Annotated in this window: 16 protein-coding genes, 1 tRNA gene and 1 pseudogene; 9 read left to right on the forward strand and 9 right to left on the reverse strand. The window is 40.9% G+C overall.

Annotation, left to right across the window (positions count from 1 at the left end; all coding sequences use genetic code 11):
* Positions 1 to 182: 182 nt before the first annotated feature.
* Positions 183 to 255 (reverse strand) — tRNA-Phe (locus tag BM192_RS20015).
* A 211-nt stretch (positions 256 to 466) separates the two neighbouring features.
* Here BM192_RS20015 and BM192_RS20020 point away from each other — a divergent pair.
* From BM192_RS20020 to BM192_RS20030, 3 genes are read left to right on the forward strand one after another with little or no spacing between them, the layout of a single operon-like run.
* Positions 467 to 1,762: a 4Fe-4S dicluster domain-containing protein gene (locus tag BM192_RS20020; protein ID WP_037440467.1), complete on the forward strand. Its 1,296-nt coding sequence runs from the start codon at positions 467 to 469 to the stop codon at positions 1,760 to 1,762.
* A gap of 24 nt (positions 1,763 to 1,786) precedes the next feature.
* Positions 1,787 to 2,587: a (Fe-S)-binding protein gene (locus BM192_RS20025; RefSeq protein WP_037440466.1), complete on the forward strand. Its 801-nt coding sequence runs from the start codon at positions 1,787 to 1,789 to the stop codon at positions 2,585 to 2,587.
* Positions 2,577 to 3,428: an MBL fold metallo-hydrolase gene (locus BM192_RS20030; RefSeq protein WP_051759849.1), complete on the forward strand. Its 852-nt coding sequence runs from the start codon at positions 2,577 to 2,579 to the stop codon at positions 3,426 to 3,428. The genes BM192_RS20025 and BM192_RS20030 overlap by 11 nt, the downstream gene beginning before the upstream one ends.
* Here BM192_RS20030 and BM192_RS20810 read toward each other — a convergent pair.
* Positions 3,355 to 3,828 carry a hypothetical protein gene (locus tag BM192_RS20810; protein WP_037440464.1) on the reverse strand — a complete coding sequence of 158 codons (474 nt, stop codon included), beginning with the start codon at positions 3,826 to 3,828 and terminating at the stop codon, positions 3,355 to 3,357. The genes BM192_RS20030 and BM192_RS20810 overlap by 74 nt on opposite strands.
* Positions 3,829 to 3,964: 136 nt before the next feature.
* Between BM192_RS20810 and BM192_RS20040 the strand changes: the two genes are divergently transcribed.
* Positions 3,965 to 4,444, forward strand: a complete 480-nt coding sequence (locus BM192_RS20040; RefSeq protein WP_037440463.1) for a hypothetical protein — start codon at positions 3,965 to 3,967, stop codon at positions 4,442 to 4,444.
* A 31-nt stretch (positions 4,445 to 4,475) separates the two neighbouring features.
* Here BM192_RS20040 and BM192_RS20045 read toward each other — a convergent pair whose 3' ends face one another.
* Together BM192_RS20045 and mtgA are read right to left on the reverse strand one after the other, a co-directional pair.
* Complete coding sequence (locus BM192_RS20045; protein ID WP_139218474.1) at positions 4,476 to 5,507, reverse strand: isoaspartyl peptidase/L-asparaginase family protein; 1,032 nt, start codon at positions 5,505 to 5,507, stop codon at positions 4,476 to 4,478.
* Positions 5,507 to 6,259 carry a monofunctional biosynthetic peptidoglycan transglycosylase gene (mtgA, locus tag BM192_RS20050; protein WP_051760059.1) on the reverse strand — a complete coding sequence of 251 codons (753 nt, stop codon included), beginning with the start codon at positions 6,257 to 6,259 and terminating at the stop codon, positions 5,507 to 5,509. The genes BM192_RS20045 and mtgA overlap by 1 nt, the downstream gene beginning before the upstream one ends.
* 101 nt (positions 6,260 to 6,360) lie before the next feature.
* Here mtgA and tal point away from each other — a divergent pair, with 101 nt between their 5' ends.
* Both tal and BM192_RS20060 read left to right on the forward strand, forming a co-directional pair.
* Entirely contained in the window at positions 6,361 to 7,455 is a 1,095-nt protein-coding gene (gene tal, locus BM192_RS20055; protein ID WP_037442654.1) for a transaldolase, read from the forward strand.
* A 96-nt stretch (positions 7,456 to 7,551) separates the two neighbouring features.
* Positions 7,552 to 7,845, forward strand: a complete 294-nt coding sequence (locus BM192_RS20060) for a hypothetical protein (RefSeq protein ID WP_037442652.1) — start codon at positions 7,552 to 7,554, stop codon at positions 7,843 to 7,845.
* Between the two features lie 65 nt (positions 7,846 to 7,910).
* On the opposite strand, the gene rplI is transcribed toward BM192_RS20060, so the two are convergent.
* The 4 genes from rplI to BM192_RS20080 all read right to left on the reverse strand — a co-directional run bounded on the left by rplI (position 7,911) and on the right by BM192_RS20080 (position 9,832).
* On the reverse strand, positions 7,911 to 8,354 hold the full coding sequence (gene rplI, locus BM192_RS20065) for a 50S ribosomal protein L9 (protein ID WP_037444029.1): 444 nt from the start codon (positions 8,352 to 8,354) through the stop codon (positions 7,911 to 7,913).
* A 10-nt stretch (positions 8,355 to 8,364) separates the two neighbouring features.
* Positions 8,365 to 8,628, reverse strand: a complete 264-nt coding sequence (rpsR, locus tag BM192_RS20070; RefSeq protein WP_008244392.1) for a 30S ribosomal protein S18 — start codon at positions 8,626 to 8,628, stop codon at positions 8,365 to 8,367.
* Complete coding sequence (gene rpsF, locus BM192_RS20075; protein ID WP_037444035.1) at positions 8,628 to 8,990, reverse strand: 30S ribosomal protein S6; 363 nt, start codon at positions 8,988 to 8,990, stop codon at positions 8,628 to 8,630. The genes rpsR and rpsF overlap by 1 nt, the downstream gene beginning before the upstream one ends.
* Before the next feature lie 98 nt (positions 8,991 to 9,088).
* On the reverse strand, positions 9,089 to 9,832 hold the full coding sequence (locus tag BM192_RS20080; protein ID WP_074964117.1) for a ThuA domain-containing protein: 744 nt from the start codon (positions 9,830 to 9,832) through the stop codon (positions 9,089 to 9,091).
* A gap of 104 nt (positions 9,833 to 9,936) precedes the next feature.
* Between BM192_RS20080 and BM192_RS20085 the strand changes: the two genes are divergently transcribed.
* On the forward strand, positions 9,937 to 11,739 hold the full coding sequence (locus tag BM192_RS20085; protein WP_074964118.1) for a DNA polymerase III subunit gamma/tau: 1,803 nt from the start codon (positions 9,937 to 9,939) through the stop codon (positions 11,737 to 11,739).
* An 8-nt stretch (positions 11,740 to 11,747) separates the two neighbouring features.
* Here the strand turns inward: BM192_RS20085 and BM192_RS20090 are convergent, their stop codons facing one another.
* Positions 11,748 to 12,173, reverse strand: a complete 426-nt coding sequence (locus tag BM192_RS20090; protein WP_037444037.1) for a hypothetical protein — start codon at positions 12,171 to 12,173, stop codon at positions 11,748 to 11,750.
* A 130-nt stretch (positions 12,174 to 12,303) separates the two neighbouring features.
* Between BM192_RS20090 and BM192_RS20095 the strand changes: the two genes are divergently transcribed.
* Together BM192_RS20095 and BM192_RS20100 are read left to right on the forward strand one after the other, a co-directional pair.
* Positions 12,304 to 13,539, forward strand: a complete 1,236-nt coding sequence (locus tag BM192_RS20095) for an isocitrate dehydrogenase (NADP(+)) (RefSeq protein WP_037444039.1) — start codon at positions 12,304 to 12,306, stop codon at positions 13,537 to 13,539.
* Positions 13,540 to 13,695: 156 nt separating this feature from the next.
* Positions 13,696 to 13,974: pseudogene (locus BM192_RS20100) on the forward strand (hypothetical protein); the annotation flags it as partial.

Consider the following 13,974-nt stretch of genomic DNA (forward strand, 5'->3'; position numbering starts at 1 on the left):
AGCTTTACATATTTAGTTATTATCTGATTGGATAGGCCGGGAATATAATAACCATCGAAATTCAAGAATACAGTGAAAATCTGATTTACAACACCTTAAAAAGGTAAGGTCTTCTAAAACGTGAATTCTCAGGAGAACAAAATAATAAAGCCCTAACTATTAACTAGTTAGGGCTTTTAGAGTGGTGTGGGCCGGGATCGAACCGGCGACACAAGGATTTTCAATCCTTTGCTCTACCGACTGAGCTACCGCACCATCTTTATTAATATGTGAATCACATATTCCCCTCGGTTGGGATTGCAAAGGTAGATTCTTTTTCTGGAAAACAAAACTTTTTTGAAAATAATTTAAAAAGGGGTAATAATCAGCTTAAAAGAGCTCTAAAATTAAAATAATATGCAAGCATAGTAATTTGTTTATAGTATAATTTTTACCTTAGCAATACTGTAAAAAGATTCACCAGCACATGATTTCACAAATTCTATTTATAGCCATCACCATTGCGGCCGTCATACTGTTTAGTATAAATGTAAAAAAAGTGATCCGCAATATCAGATTAGGGAGAGATGCAGATCGATCCGACCAGCCGTCTAAAAGACTGATAACCATGCTAAAAGTTGCTTTTGGACAGAGCAAAATGGTGGTTAGACCAATTCCTGCTGCTTTACACTTTGTTGTTTACGCCGGTTTTGTAATTATCAATATTGAGGTCCTGGAGATCATGATAGACGGAATATTCGGCACCCACCGTATTTTCGGCGGGCTCGGCACCTTATACAATTTCCTTATCGGATCGTTTGAAATTCTGGCATTAGGTGTATGGTTAGCATGCGTTATCTTCCTGATTCGCAGAAACATCCTAAAGCTTAAAAGATTTATGGCCTCTGAGCTGGAAGGATGGCCAAAATCAGACGCCAATTATATTCTTTTCACGGAGGTTCTGCTAATGACAGCTTTCCTGCTGATGAATGCAGCAGATGCCAAATTACAGACATTAGGTGTTTCCCACTATACCACAGCAGGGTCATTCCCGGTAAGTCAGTTTTTGATTCCATTGCTGCCAGATCAGCCATCGGCACTAATTGCACTGGAAAGAGGCTGCTGGTGGTTCCATATTATCGGAATTCTAGCATTTTTAAATTACCTGCCCTATTCCAAACACTTCCATATTCTATTTGCATTTCCAAATACCTATTATTCCAATCTGGAGCCCAAAGGTGAGTTTACTAATATGCAAAGTGTCACTAATGAGGTAAAGGCTATGCTTGACCCCTCTTTTGTTCCTGCAGAAGCAGCAGCAGGAAGGTTCGGCGCAAAGGATGTGAATGACCTGACTTGGATTAACCTCATGAATGCCTATACCTGTACCGAATGCGGACGCTGTACATCTGTGTGCCCGGCAAACATTACCGGCAAACTTCTTTCACCACGAAAGATCATGATGGATACCAGGGACCGGATGGAAGAAGTGGGCAAAAGCCTTGATCAGAAAGGACCAGGCCTGGAAGACGGAAAATCTTTAATAGACGATTATATCACCAGGGAAGAAATCTGGGCATGTACAAGCTGTAACGCCTGTGTAGAAGCTTGCCCAATTAACATAGACCCACTGGCTATTATTACAGAACTCAGAAGGTACGCAGTAATGGAAGAATCACAGGCACCTTCCAGCATTAATACTATGCTTGGAAATATTGAAAACAACGGCGCCCCATGGAAATATTCACCAGCTGACCGATTTAACTGGGCAAAAGAAAATTAAGACAGATTTTAAACGAGCTGAACAATGAGCGAGAAACTTAATATAGAAGTACCTACCATGGCAGAATTAGTTGCCAGAGGTGAACAGCCGGAAATTTTATTCTGGGTGGGCTGCGCAGGCAGTTATGACGAAAGAGCGCAAAAAACCACCAGAGATATCTGTAAAATATTACACCACGTCGGCATTAAATATGCTGTTTTAGGAACTGAAGAAAGCTGTACAGGCGATCCGGCCAAACGTGCAGGAAATGAATTCCTCTTCCAGATGCAGGCTATGACCAATATTGAAATATTGAATGGTTACGATATTAAAAAAATAGTTACCGGATGCCCGCATTGCTTTAATACCATCAAGAACGAATATCCCGGTCTTGGCGGAAATTATGAAGTAATTCACCACACCCAGTTGATTCAGGATCTTATTACTGAAGGTAAACTGAAAGCAGAAGGTGGCGAAAGCTTCAAAGGTAAAAAAATCACCTATCATGACCCTTGCTATCTTGGTCGTGCCAATGGCGTCTATGAAGCTCCCAGAAAAGCGCTGGAAGTACTGGACGCACAATTGGTAGAAATGAAAAGATGCAAATCCAATGGCCTGTGCTGCGGAGCAGGCGGTGCGCAAATGTTTAAAGAACCGGAAAAAGGTAACAAAGACATCAATATCGAAAGAATTGAAGAAGCTCTGGAGACCAATCCCGGAATCATTGCTGCAGGATGCCCTTTTTGTATGACAATGCTCAGCGATGGCGTTAAAATGAAAGACAAAAGCGACCAAGTTCAGGTATTGGATATTGCAGAAATAACGGTACGCGCAAATGGATTATAGCCCGCTACATATTGCCTCCCTAAATTCCGGAAGTAATGGAAACTGCTATTATATTGGTAATGCAGAGGAAGCGGTGTTAATTGATGCAGGAATCTCCTGCCGGGAAACGGAGAAGAGAATGCTGCGTATGAACCTTTCCATAGACAAGGTTAAGGCAGTATTCGTCTCTCACGAACATACGGACCATATTCGTGGACTGCAGGTATTGGCAAAAAAATATAGAATTCCGGTTTATATTACGCCGGGGACCTACCAGAATAGTAAGCTTGCTATTCCGGAAGAGCTTTTGCTGCATTTCAATGGCTGCCAGCAGATTACAATTGGCAAGCTTCAGGTTCATACCTTTCCTAAAATACATGATGCTGCAGATCCGCATAGCTTTATGGTCTGCCAGGGAGAACTTAAAATAGGCATATTTACAGACTTGGGAGATGTGTGTGAGAATCTAAGCCATTATTTCTCCCAATGTCATGCAGCATTTCTGGAGACCAACTATGATACGGATATGCTGAGTAACGGAAGTTACCCGTATTATTTGAAACGAAGAATCAGCGGCGGCAAGGGACACTTGAGTAACCTGCAGGCTTTGGAGCTATTCAAAACTCGTCGTTCTTCTCGACTGAGCCATCTATTATTAGCTCATTTATCCAGGGATAATAATCATCCTGATGTTGTGGAAAAACTGTTTCAAACCGATGCCGGATTAACTAAAATAGTAGTGGCTTCCAGAAATGAGGAATCTGCAGTATATACTATAAACGGAAACTTTAGCGAAGTTTCGCCTGCAGCTGCCGGAACTTTTCCTGTAGCAGCTCAAGATCTTCAGGTTCCATGTTTTTAAGTGGAATAGCCAGACTTGTGGCCATACTATCTATATCGCCTCCCCTTTTTTCTCTGTAAGTTTGCACGATCACATCGTCGTTTAATGTATGCAGATATAAAATCCCGTTTGTGCTGCTTCCCACATAGTCAGCCGCCTTATATTTGAGGAAATGGAATGAAAAGTATTCCTGCTTACCATTTTGATAATATTTCTTATACCGGCAGAAGCCCGTTCCACTCACCTGAAGCTCATATTTTTTGAGTGCCGGCGCATCCGGAAGAATAGCGTAGTGTGTGTTCAGCATCTCCTGCACGAAACCGGCTTCCTCATCTGCAGGGCCATTTGCAGAAAAAGAAAGAAAAACCGGACAAAGAACAATGAAAATGATTATTTTAGATTTACGCGTAAACTTTTTCATCAGCCTGGCTATTATATAATAATCTTATAAGGTACCATAAATTAAGGCTTGAAGAGTTTAAATCTGCAAAATTCATGTGCAGGTAATTTTTGTACAAGCGCTTAGTTCAAGTTAATTAAAATCTTAAATTTGTTATATGAGTTTTTCTCCACAATCAAAAGTATGGATCTATCAGTCTGACCGTGAATTCAGCGATCAGGAAGTCCAGCAATTACAAAAGCAGCTGGACGAATTTACCGAACAATGGAAAGCACATGGCCACCAGTTACAGGCAAAAGCAGAAATACGTTATAACTATTTCATTATTTTTATTGTAGACGAAACAGCTGCGGGAGCTACCGGTTGTTCTATTGATGCATCAGTTCGTGTGATCAAAGGATTGGAGGAGCAATACAGTGTTGATCTCTTTAACCGTTTCAATATGGCCTATAAAGTTGATGACAAAGTCAACGTGGTCAATAAAGAAGATTTCGAAACACTGATCAGTATCAAAAACATAACCCCTGAATCTACAGTATTCAATAATATGGTCCAGACTTTGGATGAATACGAAAATAAATGGGAAGTGCCATTCAAGGATAGCTGGCATCAGAAAGTATTTGCCGACCTGCTGTAGTAACAGGCCGGCAAATATGCCTGTCTAAGGTTTAACGGTAAATGTTAACATCTATCTGACCATCAGCCGTAACCGTTCCGCGGTACATACCGGCTGTATTGAAAGGCATAGTTACATTGCCCTTATTATCGAGTGCAACCAAGCCACCGTCACCACCTAGTTTTTCCATCTTGGCCAATGCTTTCGCTGCTGCTTCCTGCAGGGATAACTTTTGATATTCCATCATTGCTGAAATATCGTAGGCCACTACTGAGCGAATAAAAAACTCTCCCCAGCCTGTGCAGGAAATACCAGCAGTTGCATTGTTAGCATAAGTGCCCGCCCCGATGAGCGGAGCATCGCCAACACGACCATATTTCTTATTAGTCATTCCTCCTGTAGAAGTTGCTGCTGCCAGATTACCGGCCTGATCAAGTGCCACTGCACCAACAGTACCGAACTTATTATCTTTATTTACTGTACCCTTTAATTCAGAACTCTTATTTCCATGGTCCAGCACTGCTTTAACGGAATCTTCAGCTAAAGCTTTTTGTAACCCATTCCAGCGCTCCGGAGTATAAAAATAAGACGGATCGACAATTTGCAACCCGATCTCTTTTGCGAAACCTTCTGCACCCCTGCCAATCATCATCACATGTTCAGAGCGCTCCATTACAGCCCGGGCAGCTAGAATTGGGTTGCGTATCGTGGTCACACCAGCAATTGAACCTGCTTTAAGAGTCTTACCGTCCATGATAGCCGCGTCCATCTCATTTTTCCCGTCATGCGTAAATACAGCCCCTTTTCCTGCATTAAACAAAGGACTGTCTTCCATTACCAGAACGGCTGCCTGCACTGCATCAAGACTTGGTTTCCCAGCCTTAATCTGATCATAACCCGCTTGCAATGCTTCACGGAGCTTACCAAGGTAGGCTTGTTCTTTTTCCGGTGTCATATTCTTTTTCAGGATAGTACCAGCACCGCCGTGAATCACCATGACGTATTTTTGTTTTTGCTGGGCTGCTGCTGTGAATGCTAAGAAACTGCAGATAAACAACAAACCGAGACACATAATTTTGTTCATTATTTTTTGTTTTTTGGTTTAGATTCTTGCTGTGTACCCAGCTTTAGCGGCCCCATCTGTTTAATGCTTCGCATAATCTGATATTGCCGGTGCCGGATATAGGTTGTTGGTTTGGCAGGAGTCCAACGTAATGGATTCGGTAAGCAGGCTATAATTAACGCAGCTTCAGACCTGTTCAGGTTAGTACAGGTTTTACCAAAATAGTTTTGCGCCGCCGCTTCGGCACCGTAAATGCCATCGCCCATTTCAATAACGTTCAGATATACTTCCAGAATACGCTCTTTACTCCAGAACAACTCAATCAGTACCGTGAAGTAGGCCTCAAATCCCTTCCTTATCCATGACCTGCCAGGCCAAAGAAACACATTTTTGGCAGTCTGCTGGGAGATTGTACTTCCTCCTTTAATCTTACCGCTTCCGCCCTTATTAGACTTGTATGCTTTATCTATAGCTTTGAGATCGAAACCATGATGAGTCGGAAATTTCTGATCTTCGGATGCAACCGCAGCCCTTTTCAGTTGCGCAGATATCTCGTCATAATCAATCCAATCCTTCTCAATTTTAAATGTTTTACCATCTGCTTTTCGTTCAAAATTCCGCTTAACCATTAACAGAGTAATCGGGGGATTAATAAATTTATAAGCCAGCACCCAACCGATAGATGCCAGTAAAAACCAAATTAAAATTTTCAGCCCGAGCCATTTTACACGATTTAATATAGAACCCGGAGCTACCGCACGTTTTTTTGCCATTCAAATAATTATATAATACAAGTTTGTCTGTACTTTGCCAGTTTTTAGATTTTGGGAAACAAAGCGCAGCTGAACCTGTTCTGCTGTAAAAATACAAGATCATGGAAAACAATCGTGTAAAAAAGATATATGATTATGGACAAAGTATCTGGCTGGACTTTATTGACCGTCAGCTCATCAGTTCAGGTCAGTTGAAGAAGCTAATTCAGGAAGATGGTATTCGAGGAATAACCTCTAATCCTGCCATTTTTGAGAAAGCTATCAGCAGTAGCAATGACTATGATGCAGACATTCATAAATATGCTGAAGAAGAACTTAGCGATGAAGATATCTTCTATCAGCTTGCTATAGCTGACATCAGAAGTGCCGCAGACCTATTTTTACCTGTCTATGAAGAGAAACAGCAAGGTGCCGACGGGTATGTAAGTCTGGAAGTATCACCACTCCTTGCAATGGATACAGAAGGTACTATAGAACAAGCCCAGGAATTATGGCATGCTGTAGACCGTAAAAACGTAATGATTAAAATTCCTGCAACCAAAGCTGGGTTACCGGCTATACAAACCAGTATTGCAGCGGGGATTAATATTAATGTTACTTTATTGTTTAGTCTTGAAAGATATGAAGCCGTAGCAGAAGCATATCTGAGTGGATTGGAAGAACGAGTAGACCAAGGTAAACCGATAAATGGCATTTCATCTGTAGCTAGTTTCTTTCTAAGCCGGATAGACGTATTGGTTGATCCGATCCTGCATGAAAAGAACCTGCAGAATCTGGAAGGTAAAGTTGCTATTTCGTCTGCGAAAAAAGCATATGAAATTTACAAACAGAAATTCAACGGGGAACGCTGGGAGAAACTGGCAGCTAAAGGTGCAAGACCGCAACGCTTACTCTGGGCAAGTACGGGAAATAAGAACCCGGCATATAGTGATGTCAAGTACGTAGAAGCACTGATTGGGCCTGATACCGTAAATACCATTCCTATGGAAACCCTTGAAGCATTCCGTGACCATGGAGACCCTGCAGTAAGACTCGAACAGGACCTGGAAGGTGCGAGCTCAGTGATTTCACAACTCCATCATGAGGGCATAGACCTGGGCAAGCTGATGCAGCAACTGGAAGATGAAGGGATCGAGAAATTCAACACGCCTTATCGCAAACTTTTGGCAGCAATCGCCAGCGAAAAAAACAACTAGGGTTAATGTCCGACGCATCCAAAGCTTTTGGATCTGCACAGATGATAGAATAAGCAAAGCTTTTGCTAAATTCGTGAAAAATTAAAAAATTATCTGATGAAATTCACAGCATCAAGACTATCCGAGGGAAACAAGATGTTCCCAACAGAAATCCATTTGGAGGAAAACTCAATAGAGATTAAAGCTCCGGGACTTTTCAGTGGAGATTCAAAATATCTCAATTATGAAGATATAACTTCGATTGAAGTGGATTCACCTATGGTTGGTTTCTCGAAGTTACGGTTGTTTATGAACGGTAATAAAATAGAAGTCCATGGCTTTTCAAAAAGCGATATTAAGGAAATCCGCAAGATTATAGATGAACATCGCTCCAGGAAAAGGGGAGTATAATTCTAAAAATCAGACATAAAAAAAGCGTTCCGAATGGAACGCTTTTTTTATGTCGAATGAGATGATTACTCAGCTACAACTTCGAAAGGAACTTTAACTTTCACTTCTTTGTGTAAGTTTAAGTTAGCGATATATTCACCAACAAATTTAGGTTCAGTTTCGAAAGTGATACGGCGACGGTCAACTTCAAAACCTTGTTGTTTTAAGGCTTCAGCAATCATGATGGTATTAACTGCACCAAAGATTTTACCGGTTTCACCAGCTTTAGCACCGATAGACAATTTAACTTCAGTTAAACGTTCTGCGATACCTTCAGCATCTTTCTTAATTTTATCTTGTTTAAACGCTGCTTGCTTCAGGTTTTCTGCTAATACTTTTTTAGCAGATGGAGTAGCTAAAGCACCAAATCCTTGTGGGATCAGGTAGTTACGGCCGTAACCTGGCTTTACGTTTACAATATCATCTTTCTCTCCAAGAGACTTGATGTCCTGTTTTAATATAATTTCCATGTCTCAGCTCCTATTTTAATTGGTCAGCAACGAAAGGTAACAAACCAATGTGGCGAGAACGTTTTACCGCCTGAGCCACTTTACGTTGAAATTTCAATGAAGTACCGGTTAAACGGCGTGGTAAAATTTTACCTTGATCATTGATGAATTTTAACAGAAAGTTTGCGTCTTTGTAATCGATATATTTAATTCCGTTCTTTTTGAAACGGCAATATTTTTTTCTGTTATCGTCCACTTTTGGAGCGGTAACATATTGTATCTGATCTTTAGCCATTATGCTGCAGCCTCCTCTTTCTTAGGTTTTTTGTTAAAAGCACCACTGCGTTTCTTCTCATTATAAGCAACCGCATGACGGTCTAATCTAATGGTCAGGAAACGAAGAACACGCTCATCGCGTTTTAGTTCTAATTCCAATTTGTTAATTAATTCACCTGAAGATTTGTACTCTGTAAGGTGGAAGAATCCGCTTGCTTTTTTTTCAATCGGATACGCTAATTTTCTCAAACCCCAATTGTCCTCTTGAACAATTTCGGCTCCGCTATCAGTGATGATTTTGCTGAATTTGGCTAATGCTTCTTTCGCAACTTCTTCTGACAACAACGGGGTAAGAACGATAACAGTTTCGTACTGATTCATTGTTATAATTATTTAATGTTAATTACCGTATAAAACGGGCTGCAAATGTAACGATAATAATCTTCAGATCAAAATCTAAGCCCGAATTGAATTGATCTTTATTTATGCATAGGCTTTTGACCCATAGCATATTGGATGCCGCCGAGCAGGTGCTTTAAGAAGAGCGGATCTGTATAAGACTCATCAACATGCCCCAGCCCGGTATAAAAGGCTCTTCCCCCATCATAATCGTGATACCACGCAATCGGGTGGAACGCACCATTTGACCCTCCTTTATAAGATTTCTCATCGAGTTCAATTAAGACCTTGATATCCGGATTAATATTTTTAAAGTTATACCACTCGTCCTTTCTCGACCAGGTAGCAGGAAGATGTGCAGTTGCTGCACTCTTACGGTCTTTGACAACTAAACTCGCAACCTGTTGCTCCGGATGTTTTACAAAATAAGCGCCGACCAATTTACCATACCATGGCCATTCATATTCCGTATCTGTTGCGGCATGCACACCTACATATCCGCCACCGGCTTTAATGTATTGCTCGAAAGCCTGTTGCTGTACGTCATTCAGTACATCTCCTGTTGTATTCAAAAACACAACAGCTGCATATTTTTTTAAATTTTCAGAGGTGAATAACGCTGAATTTCTCGTGGTATCAACATCAAAACCATGCTCGGTACCCATCTTCTGCAAGGCTGGTAAACCTACCGCTATGGACTCATGGTGAAAACCTGCTGTTTTGGCAAAAACAAGAATTTTTCGGCTTTGTGCATTTACAGTACCGGTGAAAGAAAACAGCGTCAGCAGGCAGATCAATACAACGGGAATAATATTTCGCTTCATTACGTATTTGGTTAGGTTAAATCTAAGCTAAGAAAAATTCTGCAAATCATTTATTTCCCAATTATCCATGCTGCTCCCTAAAAAATTTATAATTTCGCATCTAAATGGAAAATTTTATTGTCTCGGCCCGTAAGTATCGTCCGGCAACGTTCGAAACCGTTGTAGGTCAGCACCACATTACCGGAACTCTAAAAAATGCGATTAAAAACAATCAGCTTGCCCAGGCATTCTTGTTCTGCGGACCAAGAGGTGTAGGTAAAACTACCTGTGCCCGGATTCTCGCAAAAACCATTAACTGTACTCAGCAGACTGCAGATATGGAAGCCTGCGGAAAATGTGAATCCTGTGTATCCTTTCAGACGGGACATTCTTTCAATTTCCATGAGCTGGATGCAGCTTCCAACAACTCGGTAGATGACATTCGAAGCCTGATTGAACAAGTAAGAATACCTCCCCAAGCCGGAAAATATAAGATCTATATTATAGATGAGGTGCATATGTTGTCGGCAAATGCCTTCAATGCTTTCCTTAAAACGCTGGAGGAACCTCCTGCATATGCCATATTCATTCTGGCGACTACAGAAAAACATAAAATATTACCTACCATACTTTCACGTTGCCAGATTTTCGACTTTAACAGAATCCAGGTAGACGATATCGCGCTTCATCTTCAAAAAATTGCAGAACGCGAACAAATCAGCGTAGAAACAGACGGCTTACATATCATTGCACAAAAGGCAGATGGTGGATTGCGTGACGCGCTGTCCATGTTTGATCAGATCGTTAGCTATACTAACAAAAACCTGACTTATAAAGCAGTAATTGAAAATCTGAATATTCTGGATTACGATTATTATTTCCGCCTTACAGGATTTCTGACCAGTGCAGACGTCAGTCAGTCGCTGCTGCTTTTCGATGAAATCTTAAATAATGGGTTTGACGGCAATAACTTTATTAACGGGCTCGCCAGTCACTTAAGAAACCTGCTGGTTGCCAAAGATCCGCAAACAACAAGTTTACTGGAAGTAAGTGAGAATATCCGTAAAAAATATCTGGAGCAGAGTCAGCAGACATCCGTTTCTTTTATACTTACAGCACTCAACCTGGCAAACCAATGTGACCTGATCTACAAAAACAGCAAGAATCAGCGCCTGCAGGTAGAGCTCTCGCTGATAAAAATGTGTCACATCCCGTCAGTCATACAACTCGCGCAGCAACCGCTGCCGGCTGCAAATCAGCAAACTGACGAAGCTCAGCTTAAAAAAAAAACTAATTTAATTCCTGTACCAGACCCGCTTCCGGCACCCTCAGGCTATAGCCAGGCTACAACACAACCTGTCACACCACAACCTGCTACCCCACAACCTGCTACACCAAAACCCAGGCCCGATCTAAATACAAGCCAGAAGATTGTGTTGAAACCCAATCCGATGGGCGCAGGGAACGGAGCCACACTCATCCCTTCTCTAAATGCCTTAAACGCAATCGCGGAGGGATTGGATAATGATAAACCGAAATTTGTAGTAGGTGAAGCAGCAGAGCCCTTTACTCATGAAGGACTGATGGAATTATGGAAAATCTATATTCAGAAGGCAAAAACAGAAAATAAGATTAATTTCTATACCATTCTGAACACAAATGAACCAGAATTGAGTGGATCAAATGAAATTACAGTGCATATTACTAACCTTGCACAGGAAAGTATTCTTCAGCAGGAGCTGGTAGAATTTTTAAACTTTCTGCGCACCAGGTTAAATAATTATGCCATTAACATTAAGACTAAAAAAGTCGAAGGTAAGCTTGAAAACAGACTTTATACCAGTATTGATAAATATCATTACCTTTTGGAGAAAAATCCAAAGCTAGAAGATCTCCGTAAAAAATTCAATCTGGACCTGCTCCCGTAAACCCCTGTTTACTTCAGTGGTTCTGCGTCATTAATCGGGTACCCCTCTTCATCAAGATCATCACGGTCATCCTCAGGTGTACGAGCAAGAAATTCATCTTCCGGATTTAACTCAACGATTTCACCCTTATCCACATGCATACCAAGGGTTTCTAGATCAGACTCCTGCTGATCCTGTTTAGACGCATATTCATCGCCTATATAAGGGTTCGCCTCATCATAGTCTGAATTATCATCTCCCCCATTTTCTGCCGTAGTTTCGTAAGGGAGCGGATGATCATAGTCCTTGTCCTTACCTTTGACATCAAGTTCAAAACTATTTTTATCCTTATTGAAGGACAATTCGTTAAAATCTTGTGTTTCACCAAGATCCGAAGGATGAATTTTATCGTTTGAACCTTGCCCTTTTTCGGTACTGTTTTTATTTGCTTCCATATCAGGTAATTAATGTCAGTACAACGTTACAAAATCTGTATTTGTTTTTGTAATTTACGCATTGAATGGGCAATAGGCACAAAATCCTTATCTTTAGCCCAATTCATAAGTTTAAATAGAAAACCATAATATGTCTGTACAAAAAATTAAAGTAGACCAGCCAGTAGTAGAGTTAGATGGTGATGAAATGACCCGCATCATCTGGAAATTCATTAAGGATAAACTGATTTTACCTTATCTTGATCTTGATATCAAATATTATGATCTTGGTGTAGAATATCGTGATGAAACCAACGATCAGGTTACCATTGATGCTGCTGAAGCCATTAAAAAATATGGTGTAGGTATTAAATGCGCAACTATTACTCCTGATGAAGAACGTGTTACAGAATTCAATCTGAAACAAATGTGGAAATCACCAAACGGTACTATCCGTAATATTCTGGATGGAACAGTTTTCCGTGAACCGATTGTAATGAGTAATGTACCACGTCTGGTTCCAAACTGGACTGCTCCTATCTGTATTGGCCGTCACGCATTCGGTGATCAATACCGTGCAACTGATTTAGTAACTAAAGGTAAAGGTAAATTAACCCTGACTTTCACACCGGAAGATGGTGGTGAAGTACAGTCTTTCGATGTTTATAACTTCCAGGGAGATGGTGTTGCTTTAGCAATGTACAATACTGACGAAAGTATCCGTGGTTTTGCACATGCTTGCTTTAACCAGGCGCTGATTAAAAAATGGCCTTTATACCTTTCTACAAAAAATACGATCCTTAAAAAATACGATGGTCGTTTCAAAGATATCTTCCAGGAAATTTATGAAAATGAATTCCTTACCAGATTCAAGGAAGCAGGAATCACTTATGAGCACCGTCTGATTGATGACATGGTTGCATCTGCGTTAAAATGGAATGGTAACTTCGTTTGGGCTTGTAAAAACTATGATGGTGACGTTCAGTCTGACACAGTTGCACAAGGATTTGGTTCATTAGGATTAATGACATCTGTACTGGTTACACCAGACGGAAAAACAATGGAAGCTGAAGCTGCACATGGTACTGTAACACGTCACTACCGTGAGCACCAGGCCGGAAGACCAACTTCAACTAACCCTATCGCTTCAATCTTTGCATGGACAAGAGGTCTTGAATTCCGCGGTGTTCTTGACAACAACCAGGAACTGATTAAATTCTGCCATGCTTTAGAGCAGGTATGTATCGAAACTGTCGAAAGTGGTAAAATGACCAAAGATTTAGCAGTTTGCATCCATGGTAACAAAGTTCAGCATGGTAAAGATTACTTGTATACGGAAGAATTCTTATCTGCAATTGATGAGAACCTTAAAGCTAAATTAGCTTAATTCTTTCCTAGCTTTAAAAAGCGTGCAACCTTAACGGCTGCACGCTTTTTTTTTGAATCAGATCTTGTACTGGCTAAGATAACCGACTAAATTACTCCTTGTCCATTCCTAAAAGTAGTTGATAAAGTTTAGGATAATTCTTAAATTAAATTAAGAATGGAAGCACCAAGAAAAGGATCAAAAGGTGGTCGGGTAGCCATCTATGATGAAAGTTTAAAAATCGCAGTAGCTCGGGATTACCAGGGCGGTATTTTGAGCATTAGCCAGGTAGCGAAAAAGCACCGAATAGGCAAAGTAACTGCCTATCACTTTGTACGTTGGTACAAGAAATTTGAGGTCCATCCAGATTCCGGCGCTGAGCGAGAATTTCAGGATCAGGGTCAAGATATGAACAGTTTAACTAAGCAGCTGTTAGCTTCCGATCAGAAGCTGGCG

It is taken from the genome of Pedobacter antarcticus, assembly GCF_900112985.1.
GTDB lineage: Bacteria > Bacteroidota > Bacteroidia > Sphingobacteriales > Sphingobacteriaceae > Pedobacter > Pedobacter antarcticus.